Source organism: Goodfellowiella coeruleoviolacea, from assembly GCF_024171785.1.
GTDB lineage: Bacteria > Actinomycetota > Actinomycetes > Mycobacteriales > Pseudonocardiaceae > Goodfellowiella > Goodfellowiella coeruleoviolacea.
Window position 1 is genome coordinate 241,290 of record NZ_JAMTCK010000003.1, and the last position, 15,713, is coordinate 257,002.

General features: G+C 72.2%; 16 protein-coding genes and 1 tRNA gene. 7 read left to right on the forward strand and 10 right to left on the reverse strand.

Features of this window, described 5'->3' with window-relative positions:
* Position 1: 1 nt before the first annotated feature.
* Entirely contained in the window at positions 2–580 is a 579-nt protein-coding gene (locus LX83_RS07160; RefSeq protein ID WP_253768370.1) for a TetR/AcrR family transcriptional regulator, read from the forward strand.
* Here LX83_RS07160 and LX83_RS07165 read toward each other — a convergent pair.
* The gene (locus LX83_RS07165; protein ID WP_253768372.1) at positions 574–1,695 is read right to left on the reverse strand and encodes an alpha/beta hydrolase; all 1,122 of its coding nucleotides are present in this window, start codon (positions 1,693–1,695) and stop codon (positions 574–576) included. The two genes, LX83_RS07160 and LX83_RS07165, sit on opposite strands and share 7 nt — an antisense overlap.
* A gap of 273 nt (positions 1,696–1,968) precedes the next feature.
* On the opposite strand from LX83_RS07165, the gene LX83_RS07170 reads away from it, so the two are divergent.
* The 4 genes from LX83_RS07170 (at position 1,969) to dps (ending at position 4,270) form a co-directional block, all read left to right on the forward strand.
* Positions 1,969–2,547: an NADPH-dependent FMN reductase gene (locus tag LX83_RS07170; RefSeq protein WP_253768374.1), complete on the forward strand. Its 579-nt coding sequence runs from the start codon at positions 1,969–1,971 to the stop codon at positions 2,545–2,547.
* A 21-nt stretch (positions 2,548–2,568) separates the two neighbouring features.
* The gene (locus LX83_RS07175) at positions 2,569–3,099 is read left to right on the forward strand and encodes a DUF1707 SHOCT-like domain-containing protein (protein WP_253768376.1); all 531 of its coding nucleotides are present in this window, start codon (positions 2,569–2,571) and stop codon (positions 3,097–3,099) included.
* A 197-nt stretch (positions 3,100–3,296) separates the two neighbouring features.
* The gene (locus LX83_RS07180; RefSeq protein WP_253768378.1) at positions 3,297–3,722 is read left to right on the forward strand and encodes an organic hydroperoxide resistance protein; all 426 of its coding nucleotides are present in this window, start codon (positions 3,297–3,299) and stop codon (positions 3,720–3,722) included.
* Positions 3,723–3,793: 71 nt separating this feature from the next.
* A complete protein-coding gene (gene dps / locus LX83_RS07185) occupies positions 3,794–4,270 on the forward strand; it encodes a DNA starvation/stationary phase protection protein Dps (RefSeq protein ID WP_253768380.1) in 477 nt (158 codons plus the stop codon).
* Between the two features lie 82 nt (positions 4,271–4,352).
* On the opposite strand, the gene LX83_RS07190 is transcribed toward dps, so the two are convergent.
* From LX83_RS07190 to LX83_RS07210, 5 genes are all read right to left on the reverse strand, one after another.
* Positions 4,353–6,194, reverse strand: a complete 1,842-nt coding sequence (locus LX83_RS07190; protein ID WP_253768383.1) for a S9 family peptidase — start codon at positions 6,192–6,194, stop codon at positions 4,353–4,355.
* Positions 6,191–7,021 carry a class I SAM-dependent methyltransferase gene (locus LX83_RS07195; protein WP_253768385.1) on the reverse strand — a complete coding sequence of 277 codons (831 nt, stop codon included), beginning with the start codon at positions 7,019–7,021 and terminating at the stop codon, positions 6,191–6,193. Before LX83_RS07195 ends, LX83_RS07190 begins: the two co-directional genes overlap by 4 nt.
* A gap of 55 nt (positions 7,022–7,076) precedes the next feature.
* Positions 7,077–7,895 carry a hypothetical protein gene (locus LX83_RS07200; RefSeq protein WP_253768388.1) on the reverse strand — a complete coding sequence of 273 codons (819 nt, stop codon included), beginning with the start codon at positions 7,893–7,895 and terminating at the stop codon, positions 7,077–7,079.
* Positions 7,896–7,927: 32 nt separating this feature from the next.
* Positions 7,928–8,224 carry a hypothetical protein gene (locus LX83_RS07205; RefSeq protein WP_253768390.1) on the reverse strand — a complete coding sequence of 99 codons (297 nt, stop codon included), beginning with the start codon at positions 8,222–8,224 and terminating at the stop codon, positions 7,928–7,930.
* A gap of 154 nt (positions 8,225–8,378) precedes the next feature.
* Complete coding sequence (locus LX83_RS07210) at positions 8,379–9,239, reverse strand: hypothetical protein (RefSeq protein WP_253768392.1); 861 nt, start codon at positions 9,237–9,239, stop codon at positions 8,379–8,381.
* Between the two features lie 409 nt (positions 9,240–9,648).
* On the opposite strand from LX83_RS07210, the gene LX83_RS07215 reads away from it, so the two are divergent.
* Entirely contained in the window at positions 9,649–9,870 is a 222-nt protein-coding gene (locus LX83_RS07215; protein WP_253768394.1) for a hypothetical protein, read from the forward strand.
* A gap of 137 nt (positions 9,871–10,007) precedes the next feature.
* Here LX83_RS07215 and LX83_RS07220 read toward each other — a convergent pair.
* Both LX83_RS07220 and LX83_RS07225 read right to left on the reverse strand, forming a co-directional pair.
* Positions 10,008–10,081 (reverse strand) — tRNA-Pro (locus LX83_RS07220).
* 16 nt (positions 10,082–10,097) lie between these two features.
* Complete coding sequence (locus LX83_RS07225; protein ID WP_253768396.1) at positions 10,098–11,063, reverse strand: metallophosphoesterase; 966 nt, start codon at positions 11,061–11,063, stop codon at positions 10,098–10,100.
* 81 nt (positions 11,064–11,144) lie between these two features.
* On the opposite strand from LX83_RS07225, the gene LX83_RS07230 reads away from it, so the two are divergent.
* A complete protein-coding gene (locus LX83_RS07230; protein WP_253768399.1) occupies positions 11,145–11,615 on the forward strand; it encodes a GatB/YqeY domain-containing protein in 471 nt (156 codons plus the stop codon).
* Positions 11,616–11,660: 45 nt separating this feature from the next.
* Here the strand turns inward: LX83_RS07230 and LX83_RS07235 are convergent, their stop codons facing one another.
* Together LX83_RS07235 and LX83_RS07240 are read right to left on the reverse strand one after the other, a co-directional pair.
* The gene (locus LX83_RS07235; RefSeq protein WP_253768400.1) at positions 11,661–13,085 is read right to left on the reverse strand and encodes a hypothetical protein; all 1,425 of its coding nucleotides are present in this window, start codon (positions 13,083–13,085) and stop codon (positions 11,661–11,663) included.
* 60 nt (positions 13,086–13,145) lie between these two features.
* Entirely contained in the window at positions 13,146–15,599 is a 2,454-nt protein-coding gene (locus LX83_RS07240) for a penicillin-binding protein (RefSeq protein WP_253768402.1), read from the reverse strand.
* Positions 15,600–15,713: the final 114 nt, after the last annotated feature.

Consider the following 15,713-nt stretch of genomic DNA (forward strand, 5'->3'; position numbering starts at 1 on the left):
CGTGAACCGCAAGGAGAGGGCGGCCGAGACCGAGGCCGCGCTGAAGGCCGCGGCGAAGCGGTTGTTCGCGACCCGCGGCTACCTGAACACCAAGATCACCGACATCACCCGGGAGGCGGGCCGCGCGGCCGGGTCGTTCTACAACCACTTCGCCAGCAAGGAGGAGCTGCTCGAAGCGCTGCTGGCCGACCTGGGGGCCTCCGGCGACGAGGAGGTGCGGACCGGTGGCGAGCACAACCCGGACTTCTCCGACCCGGCCGCCGTGCGCTTCCACGTCCAGGTGTACTGGAAGGTCTACCGGGAGCACCAGGCCACCATCCGCGCACTGCGCCAGGCCGCCCTGGTCAACGAGGACTTCGCGCGCAAGCGGGACGAGGGCGTGCGGCACGAGATGGCGGAACTGGCCGACCACCTCGACTACGTGGCCGAGTTGCCGGCCACCCGCGAGCTGACCATGACCATGATGTGGGCGCTGATCGACGGCTTCGCCCAGGCCCGCCACGACGACCTCGCCGACGAGGAGGCCATCGAGGCGCTGACCCGGTTCGTCTACAGAGGACTCAACGGCCGGGACTACTGACCGGCCGCGCGCTGGTCGGCCGGTGCACCGGCAGGGGACGCGTCGGCCGGGGACGCGCCCAGGACCAGCCCGGCGCGCAGCGCGCCGGCCGCCTCCACGACGGCGTCGCGGAACGGGCCACCCAGGCCGAACAGGTTGGCGAAGCCGTGGATCAGGTCGGGGTGCCGGCGCAGCACCACGGGCACGCCCTGCTCGGCCAGGCGGGCGGCGAACGCCTCGTCCTCGTCGCGCAGCGGGTCGAACCCGGCCGTGGCCAGGTAGGTCGGGGGCAGCCCGGACAGGTCGTCGGCGAGCAGCACGGACAGCGCCGGGTCGGCGCGCGCGGCCGGGTCGGGCTGGTAGTGGTCCATGAACCAGTCCATGTCCCGGCTGGTCAGCAGGAACCCCTCGGCGAACAGCTCCCGCGAGCGGCGCCGCCTGGTCGCGTCCACGGCCGGGTAGAACAGCAGCAGGAACACCGGGCGCGGGCCCGGCTCGGCCCGGCTGCGCAGCGCGGTGACCACGGCCAGGTTGCCGCCGGCGCTGTCGCCGGCCAGCGCGATCCGCCGCGGGTCGACGCCGAGTGCGCCGGCCTGGCGCACGGCGAACGCGTGGGTGGCCAGCGCGTCGGTCACGGCCGCGGGGAACGGGTGCTCGGGGGCCCGCCGGTAGTGCGGGGCCAGCACGGCCACGCCGGCCTGCCGCGCCAGGAACCGGCACAGGTGGTCGTGGCTGTCCAGGTCGCCGACCACCCAGCCGCCCCCGTGGTAGAAGACCACCAGGGGCGCGGGCCGGGCCAGCCCCGCCGGCCAGTACAGCCGGGCCGGGAGGCTGGCCGACGCGCCGGCCACGGCCAGCGCGCGCACGTGCACGCCGGGCGGGGGCGGGCCGCCGACCACCCGGTTGTCCCGCAGCATGGCGGCCCTGGCCAGCGCCGGCGTGGCCGCGGCGAGCCCGCGCGCGCCACCCAGGTGCCGGGCGCGCAGCACCAGTTGGGCCGGCACGGCCAGGGTCTGCCCGTCCCGGCGGACCGGTGGACCGGCCAGCAGCCGCCGCACCGGGGCGGGCAGGCCGAGCAGGCCGCGCAGCACCGCGCGCTGCACGCCAACGGGGATCGTGTCGAGCGGACCGGACATGGCACCTCCCGCGGTCGGTGCCCCTGAGGCTACCGGCGAGTAGGCACGTGTCACTGGTGCTGATGGCCGCACCGCGCCGGGCCGGCCGCCCTCTGTGAGCGGCATCGCGGCGCGTGGACTGGACCTCCACCTACCTTCAGGTCGTAGCGTTGCCGTGGCGTTCGGCCCGCTGATCCGCCGTGCTGGGGGTGTTGTCGGCCCCGGTTCTGCGGCATGGTCGAGATGTGGTGGGCCGTGCCGCGGCCCCGGACGAGAGGTGGAGGGATCGAGGACATGGCGGTCAGGGTGGTGGGCGTCGGTGGCTCGATCCGCGCCAACTCGCAGTCCGAACTCGCCCTGCGCGCCGCGCTGGCCGGCGCCGCGGCGGCGGGGGCAAGCACCCAGATCATCAGCGGCGCCGACCTGATGCTGCCGTTCTACGACCCGGCCGTGCCGGAGCGGCCCGAGGCGGCCCGCCGGCTGGTCGAGGCGCTGCGCCAGGCCGACGGCGTGGTGCTGGTCTCACCCGGCTACCACGGCACGGTGTCCGGACTGGTGAAGAACGCCCTGGACTACGTGGAGGACCTGCGCGACGAGTCTCGGCCCTACCTGGACGGCCGCGCGGTCGGCTGCGTGGCCACCGCCCAGGGGTGGCAGGCGTCGGTCACCACGCTCACCGCGCTGCGCTCGATCGTGCACGCGCTGCGCGGCTGGCCCACCCCGCTGGGCGTGTCGGTGAACTCGCGCACGGTCACCTTCGACGACCTGGGCGGGTGCTCCGACCAGCGGGTCGCCGACCAGTTGCGGCTGGTCGGCCAGCAGGTGGTGGAGTTCGCCTCGGCGCGGCAGGCTGATTCCGCACCGTTGTGTTAAAAAAACGCTACGCTGCCCGCTGTGTTCGACGCACTCGACCCGACCAAGCGGGACGCGCAGCAGCGGCTGGAGCAGGCCGTTGGCGAGGGCCGGCTGACCCTGGAGGAGTTCACCGACCGGGTGGGCCAGGTGTGGCAGGCCACCGAGCCGGCGAGCATCCGGCGCGCCCTGGCCGACCTGCCGGCGCCCGTGCCGCCGGCGCAGGTCACCACCGGTCGGTTCACCATCGACAAGGTCTTCGACGACATCTCCCGGGGCGGCCGGTTCGCGCTGGCCTCGGGTGCCCGGCTGACCTCGTTCTTCGGTGACGTCCGACTGGACATGCGCCAGGTCGTGCTCAGCGAACCCGTGGTGGACCTGGCGGTGTCCAGCGTGTTCGGGGACGTGCGGGTGACCGTGCCGCCCGGCATCGCCGTTGAGGTCGACGCCAGCACCTGGTTCGGCGACAAGGACATCCAGGTCCTGGGCACCGCCCCGCTGCCGGGCAGCCCCCGCGTCCGGCTGACCGCCCAGACCGTGTTCGGTGACGTGCGGGTCACCACCAGGAGCTGATCGCGCCCGACCCGGACCGGCGGAATCACGCCGGCCCGCCCACCGTTGCACCGGATGATCAGCCGGCGCCCGGAGCCGGGCGTGACGCGGAGCACCGCCAGGTGTGGCCCACCCGCGCTCTGGGTACCACGACAACGACAGGTCCACGGCCGACCGCCAGCGTGCGGGCCCGGTCGTGGCGAGCGTGGAGGAGAACCATGCAGGTGCTGTACACGGCCGAGGCGGTCGCGGCCGGTGACGGGCGCAACGGCGAGGTGCGGTCCTCGGACGGCGTCATCGACGAGGTCCTGCGGGTGCCCACCGAGATGGGCGGGCCCGGCGGCGACGCGACCAACCCGGAGCAGCTGTTCGCGGCCGGGTACGCGGCCTGCTTCCACGGCGCGCTGCGCCTGGTGGCCGGCCAGGCCAAGGTGCGCCTCGGCGCGGACACCACGGTCACCGCGCGGGTCGGGATCGGCCCCAAGGACGGCGGCGGGTTCCAGCTCACCGTCGCGTTGACCGCCAGCCTGCCCGGCCTGGACCAGGCCCAGGCCGACGACCTGGTCGCCAAGGCCCACCAGGTCTGCCCCTACTCCAACGCGACGCGGGGCAACATCGACGTGGCCGTCAACGCCACGGTCTGAGTCCTTCGCCAGCCCGTCAGCCCGTCAGCCCGTCGCCACAACGTGTCACGGTTTCGAGGGAGGCTTCGACGATGACCAATTCCCCGATCACCAGCCCACTGGGTCAGGCCGAGAAGGAGGCGACGGGCGCGGTGCTGCAGAGCACGCTCGTGGACCTCATCGACCTCTCGCTGATCGCCAAGCAGGCGCACTGGAACGTGGTCGGCAAGAACTTCCGCAGCGTGCACCTGCAGCTCGACGAGCTGGTCGCCACCGCCCGCACCTACACCGACCAGGTGGCCGAGCGGAGCGCGGCCCTGGGCGTGCCGCCCAACGGCAAGGCCCGCACGGTCGCGGAGAACTCGGGCCTGCCGGACTTCCCGGCGGACTGGCAGCAGGAGACCGACGTCATCGCCGCCATCGTCGACATCCTGGCCACGCTGATCCAGCGGATGCGGCCGCGCATCGACGAGACCGACAAGACCGACCTGGTCACCCAGGACCTGCTGATCGAGATCACCAAGCAGCTGGAGGAGGCGCACTGGATGTGGCAGGCCCAGCGCGCCTGACCACACTGGCGAGCGGTCGTGAACACCGGGGCCCGGCGGCAGCACACCGCCGGGCCCCGCGCTGTTCTCGTCTTCGCGGACCTCAGGCCAGACCCAGCGCCCGGCGGGTGAACGCCACCTCGGCCGCGGTCTGCCGGATCGTCTCGGCCACCACCAGCGAGCCGTGCCCGGCGTCGTAGCGGTACACCTCGTAGGCGGCCCGGCGCGCGGCCAGCCGGTCCAGGTAGTTCTCGATCTGCTTGATCGGGCAGCGCGGGTCGTTCTCGCCGGCCAGCACCAGCACGGGCGCGCGCACCTGGTCCACGTAGGTGATGGGCGAGCACTCCCGGTACCGGTCGGGCACCTCCTCGGGCGAGCCGCCGAACAGCGCCCGGTCGAACGCGCGCAGCGGCTCCATCTCGTCGGCGTAGGCGGACACGTAGTCGGCCACGGGCACCCCGGCCACCACCGCGGCCCACCGCTCCGGCTGGGTGCCGGCGGCCAGCAGCGCCAGGTAGCCGCCCCAGGACGCGCCGTTGACCACGCACGCCCCGGGCGCGGCCAGCCCGGAGGACACCGCCCAGTCGTGCACCGCGGCCACGTCGGCCAGCTCGGTCAGCCCCGGCCGGCCCTCGATGGCGTCCCGCCACGCCGAGCCGTAGCCGGTGGAGCCCCGGTAGTTGACCTGCACCACGGCGAACCCGGCGTCCAGCCACACCGCGCGGTAGGCGGAGAACCGGTCCTCGTCCGCGGCGTGCGGCCCGCCGTGCAGGCTGAACACCGTGGGCACCGGCCCGTCGCCGACGTTGGCCGGCCTGGCGACCAGCGCGTGCACCCGGCCGCCCTCGCCGGGCACGAACACGTCCACCACCGGCAGCGACGCGGGCGCGCGCTGGCCGTGCGGCTCCAACAGCACCCCGCCGCTGCCGTCGGGGTAGCGGGCCCGCACCACCGTCGGCTCGGCCGCCGACGACCAGGTGTACTCCACGGTGCCGTCCGGCCGCGCGCCCGCCGCGCCGATCGTCCCGGGTGGAGTGTCCACAGTGGTCAGTTCACCGGTGGCGATGTCGTAGCGGTGCATGGTGTTGCGGGCCTCGTGGGTGTGCACCACGAGCAGCGCGGTGCCGTCCTGGAACCAGTCGGCCACCAGTTCGCCGGGCAGGTCGATGGCCAGCTCGGTCTCGGTGTCCGCCTCGACGTCCCAGATCAGCAGCTCCTCCCGGCCGCGCCGCTCGTGCAGCACCAGCAGCCGGGAGTCCCCGGCCACCGGGCTGAACGCGATCGCGTCCAGGCCCTTGCCCGGGCCGTCCCACTTCTCCGCCACGGTGCCGCCGTCGGCCACCGACAGCACGCGCAGCGCCGGGTGCCGGTTGTCGCCGTGCTCGGAGTGGGAGATGGCCAGGAACCGCTCGTCGCGGGACAGCGCGGCCACGCCGCCGTCGTGCTCGTTGGCGTAGACCACGGTGGCCGGCCCGCCGTCCCGGGACAACCAGATCGTGGTGCCGTCGTCGGTGGCCGCGCCCACGGCCGTCACCGACCGGCCGATCTCCAGCCCGGCCGGGTAGCCGGCGTGCGTGCCCGGCGCCGCCGCCGTGGCCGGCTCCCGCTTGGGGTGGCCGGCGAACGGCTCCCGCACCCACTCGCCGAACTCGTCGCCGTCGTTGTCGGCGAACCACCAGATCCACTCGCCGTCCGGGCTGACCGTGCCGTGCGAGGTGCCGTTGGGCCGGTCGGTGACCTGGCGGTGCGTGTCGGTGGCCCGGTCCCAGGCGTAGACCTCCCACACGCCGCTGGAGTTGGACAGGTACAGACAACGGTCCGGAGCGTCCTGCGCCCAGGTGGGCAGGGTGACCCGGGGCGCGGTGAACCGGGCGCGCCAGCGCTCCTCGGCCTGGGGGTCGTCGAACAGCGAATCGGGTACCGCGGCTTCGGGATGCGTTGTCACGGGTTCGATAGTGCCTCACCTGGCTTGTGCGCGGAGACCAGGTAGTAGTCCAGCAGGCCCCGCCGGTAGGCGGCCAGCCAGTTGCTCGCCCACACGTCGTCGGCGGTCTGGCTGAGCCAGCGGTCCCAGCCCGGCCACACCGCCTCGCCGATGCTGTGCGCGCTCACGTCGGTGAACCCGGCGCCGCGCAACAGGTCCAGCAGCGCCCGGATGTCGGTGGCCAGGTCGATGCCGTCGGCGAAGGTCTGCAGCATCGCGGCCAGCGGGTCGGCGTGGGTGGGGCCGGTGGCGAAGAAGGTGCTCACCACCAGCCGGCCGCCCGGCCGCAGCACCCGGAAGCTCTCCGCGGTGAACCCGGGCAGGTCCTCGAAGTGCTGCGCGGCCTCCACCGACAGCAGCGCGGTGAAGCTGGCCTCGGGGAACGGGATGGCCGACGCCGACCCCTGGCGGAAGCGCAGCCGCTCCGGATCGGCCGCGATCACCTCGGCGTTGCGCTGTCTGGCCCGGTCGATCTGCTGGGACAGCACGTCGACGCCGCGCACCAGGGCGGCGTGGTAGTCGGTGACGGCGAGGGCGCTGCCCACCCCCTGGCCGCAGCCGACCTCGATCACGTGGTCGGTCGGGCCGACCGCCAGGGTGTCCAGCACCAGCCGGTACAGGGCCCGCTGGCTGGCCACCCGCTGCTCCACGGACAGCGGCGCGTCCAACGGGATCCCGCGCCAGTAACCGAAGTTGATGAACCCGCCGGCGAACAGCGGCACAGCGGCCAGGTCATCGGGGCCGTAGAGCCGGAACCGCCGCGCGGCTCGGGACTGCTGATCGGGCATCTTCCGATAGTGCACCCTGTTAGCCCGGTCACACTACCGACCGACCGTGTCATGATCACCCACGATAGGGCGACACGCCGCTCAACCGGCCCAGCACGTCGCCCCGGCCGGTGCCGGCTGTCCCACCCGGGGCGTCCCCCGGCGCCGCTGTCCACCCCTGCCACGCGTCGAGCACCGCGTTGTTGAGCACCCGCAGCCGCCGCAGGTCCAGTTCGGGATCGGCCACCGCCCCGTACGGGCCGGGCAGCTCCGCCAGCCAGACCAGGTCGGGCTGGCCGGCCGGCTGCTCCGGCACGCGTTCCACCGGCGCGATCCGCTCGACCACCGGCTGGGGGCGTGGCCGGGGCAGCGCTGGTTCGTCAGGCGGACCGAGCGCCACCAGCGCCTGGCCGGCGGGCGGCTCCGCGACGGGTGGCGTGACCACCGCCTCGGGCACGACCCGGCGGATCTCGGCCAGTTCCTCGCCGGCCACCCGGATCGCCCGCGCGGCCACCTCGGCCGCCGTGGCCAGCTGCCGCCGCCACCGGTCCAGGGACAGCCGGGCGGCCTCCCGCCGGATCGGGTCGGCGCTGGCGCGCGCCTCCGCGATCACCGAGTCCGCCAGTCGGCGCAGCTCCTCGCCGGCACCGACGTACCCGGCCAGTGCCTCGGCCGCGGCCTGGTGGGCGTCGGCGGCCCGGCGCAGGTTCGCGACCAGCGCGTGCCGCACCAGCTCGAACCGGTCGCCGGCCGCGCCGGTCCAGTTGTCCACCCGGAGGCTCGCCACGTCCGCGCCGGCCGCCTCCAACTGCTCGGCCAGGACGCTGACCCGGTGGCACTCCCCGGTCAGAGCGGTGATGTTGAGTTGGATGGGAACCAGGTCGTCGGCTTCCACGCGCACAGCTCCGATCAGCTCGATTCGGCCCGCTACCGCGACCGCAGGGCGCGGAGCAACCGCTCACCCGTCGCGTCGGATCGCTCGTAGGCGGCGGCCGTGTCGGCCAGGCCGGTCACCATCCCCGCCAGGTCGGCGTCCAGCAGATCCGCCGTGTCCCGAGCGGTGTTCTGGAACAGGGCGAGCGCGGCGGCCAACTCGTCATTGCCGGCCTGTTCCGGGTCGGCCCAGTACTTCCGGGCGGGTTGCTCGGCGAATTCCCTGGCCAGTCCGTGCACGATTTTCGCCGCCTGGCGCAATTCAGGCGGCGCGACGTGGAATCCAAACACGTGCGCACCTCACGAGTGGGGTTTTCCCGATCTGGACCGCACCGACGCGAAATCGCCACGAACGGCCGACAGCGGTGCTCGAACACCGGCACCACAGGACAACGGGCACCGGTGGCGGAACAACATCGGATGAAGTTTTTCCACCGCCCGCCGGTCAGTCGCCGACCGCGAGCCGGCTGACCAGTTCGGGCGGCAGGGACAGGGTTTCGGTCAGCTCGGCGGAGCGCTCCGCCGAGGGGTCGACCAGCACCCCGACCCCGGCGTCGCGCGGGATCACCGTGCGCACCAGCTCGGCGCCGCTGAGCACCAGGTGCTCGTCCGCCCACGGCGCGCCCGCGTCCCGCTGGTAGCGCAGCAGCCGCTCCCCGGTGGTGAACGCGCACGCCCAGGACCCCAGGCCGGCGGTGTGCGCCACGGCCAGCCGCCAACCCGGCCAGCACGGCACGTGCAGCCGCGCGGCCAGGAACCGCCGCACCACGTGCTCGGCCAGCACGCGCGGGGACCGCAGGTCGCGGATGGCCCGGCGCAGGCCGTCGGTACCGGGCGACGTGACCGTGCGGGCCAGGCAGGCCCGCTCCTGGCGGATCGCCTCGCGCAGCTTGTCGACCGGGACCGCCGGGGGATTGCGCGCCAGGCTCACCTCCAGCTGCGCCACCACCGTCCGCATCAGCCGGTTCACGTTGGTGGGCGAGTACTTGCGGCCCAACTGGTCGTGCAGCACGGCCAGCCGGCCGCCGAGGTTGAGGTCCCTGGTCCGCGGATCGGTCGAGGTGTTGTAGAAGACCCGCGCCACCCGCGCGAGCGTGTCGTCCAACTGCCTGCCGAACACCCGCTCCAACTGGCAGACGACCTTGGCGCGGGCGCTCTCCAGGTCGTCGGCGTCGCTGACGCCCCACAACCGGGCCAGCTCCGGCCCGAGCTGGGTGAGCAGGTTGTGGCGGCGAACCCCCAGTCCCTTGTGCAGGCTGGCCAGCCGTTTCCTGGCCCGACCCAGGAACTCCTCCCGTGCGTGCACCCCGACATCACCCCCCGGTGCGGGTCCGCGCGGACCGAACCGCGACTGACCACTGCGGATTGTTCCGCAGGTTTTACCACTTCGGCCGGACTATTTCCCACCCCCTGCGCCGGCACCGCCGCCAACTGCGCGAACACCGAAAAAGAACCAGTTTCTCACCAACTTCTGGCCACGTTCTCGAACCACTTCCACCGCGGCGACGCCGACCGGTGCCGCGGCTTTCCGGTGAATCCCGCACTCCCGGTCGAGAAGCCGGCCGCCACCGCGGACTTTTTGGCGACTGTGCCGGTCAACGGCGGACCCGCCATCCGTTTCCGCCTACCGTCGACCTCCCACCGGCACCACCGCCGGGGTTTCCGGAACAACCTGCTGGACCACCGGTCGGGGTCCACCACCCGAGGAGTGAGTCGTGAACGCCATGTTCGTGCTCGTGCTGGCCGTGCTGCTGGGTGCCCACGCCGGCTGCGTGCTGCTGTGGCACCACCTCAGGCGGCAGCGCGACGAGCGCGACGCGCTGCGCGCCCACTACCTGCGCCAGATCGAGCAGCTGGAGCGGGACCTGCGCTGGGAGCGCGGGCAGCGCTACCGGCACGAGGCCGAACTGGACCGCTGGCACCACGCGTACGAATGAGCCGAGGGCGGGCCTGTGATCGACATCACCGCGGAATCGCGCTGTCGAACCGGGCCGCACCCCGGCAACCGAAACACCCGGGAAAAGCACGAGGCCGGTTGGTGGCTTGCGAACCACCAACCGGCCTCGGTGTCACGTCGGGGTGGCGGGATTTGAACCCACGACCTCTTCGACCCGAACGAAGCGCGCTCCCAAGCTGCGCCACACCCCGTTTGACGGTGTTTAGTCTAGCGGATGTTCGTTCCAGCTCCGAATCGGGCCCCCTGTCGCTGGCCAGACCCCTGCTGACCTGCGTCGGAACCCGAGCGGGGGACCAGGGTGAGCAGGCTGGCCTCGGGCGGGCAGGCGAACCGCACCGGCGCGTACGGCGAGGTGCCCAGCCCGGCGGAGACGTTCAGCCACATCCGCTCGCCCCACCGGGACACGCCCCGGGCCCGGGACCGGTCCAGCTGGCAGTTGGTCACCAGTGCGCCGTAACCGGGAATCCGCAACTGGCCGCCGTGCGTGTGCCCGGCCAGCACCAGGTCGTAGCCGTCCGCGGCGAACGGGTCCAGCACCCGCGGCTCGGGCGAGTGGGTCACGCCCAGCCGCAGCGCGGCGGCCTGGTCGGGCGCGCCGGCGATGTCGTCGTAGCGGTCCCGACGCAGGTGCGGGTCGTCCAGCCCGGCGGCGAACACGGTCTGACCGGCGACCTTGATGCTGCGCCGCACGTGCGTCAGGTCCAGCCAGCCCCGCTCGATCATGGCCGCGCGCAGGTCCCGCCACGGCAGCGGCACCCCGTGGATGCGCTTGGTCTTGGCCGACGGCAGCAGGTAGCGGACCGGGTTCTTGGGCTTGGGCGCGAAGTAGTCGTTGCTGCCGAACACGAACACGCCCGGCCGGTTGAGCAGCGGACCCAGCGCGCGCAGCACCGCGGGCACGGCCTGCTTGTGCGCCAGGTTGTCGCCGGTGTTGACCACCAGGTCCGGGTCGAGGCTGTCCAGTTCGGCCACCCAGCGCTGCTTGGACTTCTGGTTGGGCAGCATGTGCAGGTCGGAGATGTGCAACACGCGGATCGGCCGGGCGTTCTCGGCCAACACGGGCAGGGTTGCCTGGCGCAAAGTCCAGTGGGTCCGTTCGATGCCGGCCGCGTAGGCGACCGTGGCCGTGCCGAGCGCGGTGGTGGCGAGCAGAGTCCGACCAAGCGTGTTCACGCCTGGAGAGCCTACGGCGGATCGCTCGATCGAGATAATCCACGGTGCCCCCACCCGGACGGGTGGGTACCTTCTGGCCTCATGGCTGAGCTGAAAGCGCGGTTGAAGGCTGACCTGACCGCCGCGATGAAGAACCGGGACACCACGACCGTCGCCACCCTGCGGATGGCGCTGGCCGCGGTGACCAACGAGGAGGTCGCCGGCAAGACCGCCCGCGAGCTGTCCGACGACGAGGTGCTGCGGGTGCTGGTGCGCGAGGTGAAGAAGCGCAAGGAGGCCGCGGAGGCGTTCGCCGGCGCCGGCCGCGCCGAGCAGGCCGAGCAGGAACTCGCCGAGGCGGCGGTGCTGGAGAACTACCTGCCCAAGCAGCTGGACGACGCCGAACTGGCCGAACTGGTCGAGCAGGCCGTGGCCGAGGTCACCGAGCAGCTCGGCGAGCGCCCCGGCCAGCGCCAGATGGGCCAGGTCATGAAGGCCGCCAACGCCAAGGTCGCCGGCCGCGCCGAGGGCGCCCGCGTGGCCGCCGCGGTCAAGGTCGCCCTGGCCGGCTGAGCCCTCGCTGGCTGATCAGCCCACTCAGTCCACGCGGTTGGCTGGTCACTGCCGTTTCAACGTCCGGGCGGCCCCGGCCGCGAACGCGGTGACCAGAACCCAACCGGCGACCGTGAGCGTCATCGTGACGACCAGGTCCGCCCCCACCGGGTCCCAGGCCTTCTCGTGCCCCAGGTCGAGCACGGGCACGAGCAGGTCGAGGGCGTACAGGAACGGGTTCCAGGTGGGGTGCTCGTCAGCCTTGATCGGGTTCAGCGGCCCGGCGAGCCAGAAGTAGGCGCTGCCCGCGCCCAGGACCCCGAGGACCCAGAACAGCGCCCGCGCCGGGGCGTACCCGTAGCCGACCGTGGCGAGTTGGACGATTCCCCACAGCGTGCCCAACCGCCCCAACGCGCGGTGGTGGAGGTGCTCCCGGTGCCGGGCGACCGTCCGGGCCTGCCGCTCCTGCCCGTCCCGCCGCAGCGCCGCGGCGAGCTGCTCGTAGGGCGTCGGCGAGAACTCCCCACGTCCTTTGCTGGTGGTGCTCGGCCGCTGGGTGGTGGTGCTGTAGGCACGCATCCACGCCAGCCGCTCCTCAACCGAGCACACCGGATCGGAGTCTCCGGACAGCCGCGAAAGCCTGTCGTAGCTGAACCCGTCCAGATCGACCCGACAACCCTCCGGCCACTGGCGCGGGTCGTCAATGAACCGACCCACCCGCGCGTCCCGCAGGTTGATCAGGCCCCGCGACTCCCTGTGCGGACGCAGGATCAACCGGGCGATCTGGGCATCGACCAGGGTCAGGGCAACACCGTCGGGATGGGTGAGGGTGGCACCGACCAGGACGAGATCGCCGCCGATGTGAGCGCTGGGCAGGCGGACTTGGCCGGTGGCGGTGAAGCCTTTGTCGGCGAACAGGTCGCCGTTGATGGTGGCTCGGTCCAGGGCCAGGGCGGTGCGGTCGCCGTGCGGGTTGATGAGGGTGGCTCCAGTAAGGTCGAGATCGCCGCTGATGTGAGCGCCACGCAGGCGAATCTCTCCGGTGCAGGTGGCCTGCCTCATGTTCAGGCTGCGGGCGAGGTGGGCATGGTCGGCATTCAGCCCAGGTAGGTGGGAGTAGGCGAGGATGGCGCTGTGCAGTTCGCTGTCGGTCAGGTTCAGCGGCTGCTCGAACGAGCAGCCGGCGAGGATGATCGACGTGTCCACTCGGCAGTCGCTCAGGTCGACCTCGCCGGTGATGCGGGCGCCGGCCAGGCGGAGGCGGGCGGTGTGACCGGGGTGGGCCTCGGGGCCGTGCAGCAGTAATCGCTCGATGACGACGTCGCGGATGATGCGCGACTCGTCCCACTCGTGCCCCTGGGCGGGGTCGTCGTGCTTCTCCCGCAGGTCGAGCCAGCCGCCACGGCGGTAGACGGCCCACAGCAGGCGTTCCGGCTCGCTCCAGTCCGCTGGCGCGTCCGTCGGCGTCCCCGGTGGCTCAGGCTGCTCCACGGTGGTGATCGTGCCAGCGGCGCGGTCCGCCGGGGGTGGGTTTCCGCGTTGGTCGCCCGATCAGCCGCCGGGGCGGTTGGGCGGGCTCGGGTTGATCGGTGCCGGGGACCGGGACGGGGTGGTCGGTTTCGACGGGTTCGGCGTGCTCGTCGGCGGCGTGCTCGGGCTGCCGCTGACGTGGCCGCCCTCCGGGTCGGACTGCGGTGGCGGGACGTAGCCGGTGCTCACGTACAGGGTGATGGTCTCGCCGGGCAGCGCGCTGCCCCGGGGGCTCTGGCTGACCACGATCCCCTTGGCCTTCTCCGAGTTCTGGTTGCGGGTGGCCACCTGGTAGCCGGCCTTTTCCAGGTCCTGCCTGGCGGCGTCGACCGGCTTGCCGATCACGTTCGGGATGCGGATCTCCGAGCCGCCCTTGACGTAGCGCTCGGTGGGCGACGGCAGTGTCGCGACCGGCAGGCTGCCGTGGATCTTGGTCATCGCGTCGAACCAGGTGCGCGCCGGCACCTTGCCGCCGTAGATGTCGCCCTTGGCGCACAGCTTGGGCGGGTCCGAGTCGCAGATCGGCCGGGGCGCGGTGCCGTCGTTGAAGGTCTGCACCGCCCCGGCGAACTGCGGGGTGGCACCGACGAACGCGGCGGACTTGGCGTCCTGGGTGGTGCCGGTCTTGCCCATCATCGGCCGCTTCCACTCGTACTTCTTGGCCGCCGCCGCCGAGGTGCCGCTACCCTGGTCGTCCTTGCTCAACCCGATGACCAGGGTGTCGGCCAGCTCCTTGGGCACCACCTGCTCGCACGGCGGCTCGTTGATCTTCACCGGCTGGCCCTGCCGGTCGGTGATCTGCAGGACCGGCGTGGGCGGGCACCACCGGCCGCCGCTCATCAGCGTCGCCGCCACGTTGGCCAGCTCCAGCGTGCTCACCGCGGTCGGCCCCAGGGTGAACGTGCCGTTGCCGGCGTTGCCCCGCTTGGGCTTGAAGAACTCGCTCTGGCTGGTGCGCCGGTCCCGGTCCTCGGCCTTGGGGTTGGGCGTCTCACCGGCCACATTGGACGCCATGGTCTCGCGCAGCCCCAGCCGGCTGGCCATGTCCACCACCGAGTCCATGCCGACCCGCTCCTCCAGGATCACGAACCCGGTGTTCGGCGAGGTGGCCAACGCCTGCTGCAGGGTCATCGACGCCGGGTAGTTGGGCGTGTTGTTGGTCAGCGAGTAGGGCGCGCCGTTGTTCTTGAACACCTTCGAGGTGTAGGAGGCGGGCGTCTGGATCACGTTCTCGATGCCCATGCCCTTCTCCAGGGCACTGGCCGCGGTGAAGATCTTGTACACCGACCCGGCGCCGAACTTGTTCTCCACGCCGCTGGGCAGGTCGTAGGTGGTCTGGCCCTCCTCGGGCTTGAGCCCGTAGTCCCGGTTGGCGGCCAGCGCCACCACGTTGTGCCGGTCGCTGCCCGGGGTGACGATCGCGATGGTGTTGGCGATGCCGTTGGTGCTCTTGGGCACCTGCGCCTCGGCGGCCTGCTTGGCCTGCTCGGTGGCGGTGCGGTCGAGCGTGGTGCGGATGGTGTAGCCGCCGGTCTCCAACTGCTCCGCGCTGAACCCGACCTTCTGCAGGTAGTTGAGCACGTACGAGCAGAAGAACCCGTTCTCCGGACCGGCGCCGACACAACCGTTGGGCGGGGTGCGCACCGGGTCGGCCAGGCCGAGCGGCTCCTTCTTCGCGGCCTCGCCGGCCTCCGGGGACAATCGCTGGTTCTCCACCATCTTGTCGATCACCCGGTTGCGCCGGTCCAGCGCCTTCTCCGGGTAGCGCTCCGGGTCCAGCGCGGACGGGCTGTTCACCATGCCGGCGAGCATCGCCGCCTGCGGCACGGTCAGCTGGTCGGGCGTGGTGTTGAAGTACGCCTGGGACGCGGCGGCGATGCCGTAGATGGTGGAGCCGAACGGCACCGTGTTCAGGTACCGGGCGAGGATGTCCTCCTTGCTGAGCTTGCTCTCCAGCTGCATGGCGATGCGCGCCTCGCGCAGCTTGCGCGCGATGGTCTGTTCCTGGGCGCGCTGCTGCTCCACCTTGTTGTTCCTGGCCACCACGTGCACCAGGTAGTTCTTCACGTACTGCTGGGTCAGCGTGGACGCGCCCTGCGAGACCGAGCCGTTCACCTGGTTGGTGACCAGCGCGCGCAGCGTGCCCGGCCAGTCGACCCCGTGGTGCTCGTAGAAGCGGCGGTCCTCCACCGAGATCAGCGCGGCCTTCATGGCCGGGGCGATCTTGTCCGGCGGGGTGAGCACCCGGTACTGGTCGTAGACGTAGGCGATGGGCGCGCCGTCCTTGTCGGTCACCGTGGTGACCAGCGGCAGATCAGTGGTGACCAGATCGGCCGAGACGCTGTCGACGGTGTCGCTGGCCTGGTTGGACACCACCCCGAAGGCCCCGACGGCCGGGAACAGCAGGCCGGCCACCAGCACGCCGGCCAGCAGGCACAGACCGAGCAGTTTCAGCAGGTCGTTGCGGACGCGCACGTTGCTAAGGGTACGCGCGCCGTCACGGTCTGAACGTGATCAACGGGATGGTTACTCAATACGAGTAACAGTACTCAAGACAGGTAACAGGTAGACAACCCACTGTTGGAGGGG

Coding starts and splice junctions, on each gene's coding strand:
- LX83_RS07180 (WP_253768378.1), top strand. CDS start 3,297: ATGCAGGTGCTGTACACGGCCGAGGCGGTCGCGGCCGGTGACGGGCGC.
- LX83_RS07195 (WP_253768385.1), bottom strand. CDS start 7,021: ATGCCCGATCAGCAGTCCCGAGCCGCGCGGCGGTTCCGGCTCTACGGC.
- LX83_RS07230 (WP_253768399.1), top strand. CDS start 11,145: ATGGCTGAGCTGAAAGCGCGGTTGAAGGCTGACCTGACCGCCGCGATG.
- dps (WP_253768380.1), top strand. CDS start 3,794: ATGACCAATTCCCCGATCACCAGCCCACTGGGTCAGGCCGAGAAGGAG.
- LX83_RS07165 (WP_253768372.1), bottom strand. CDS start 1,695: ATGTCCGGTCCGCTCGACACGATCCCCGTTGGCGTGCAGCGCGCGGTG.
- LX83_RS07170 (WP_253768374.1), top strand. CDS start 1,969: ATGGCGGTCAGGGTGGTGGGCGTCGGTGGCTCGATCCGCGCCAACTCG.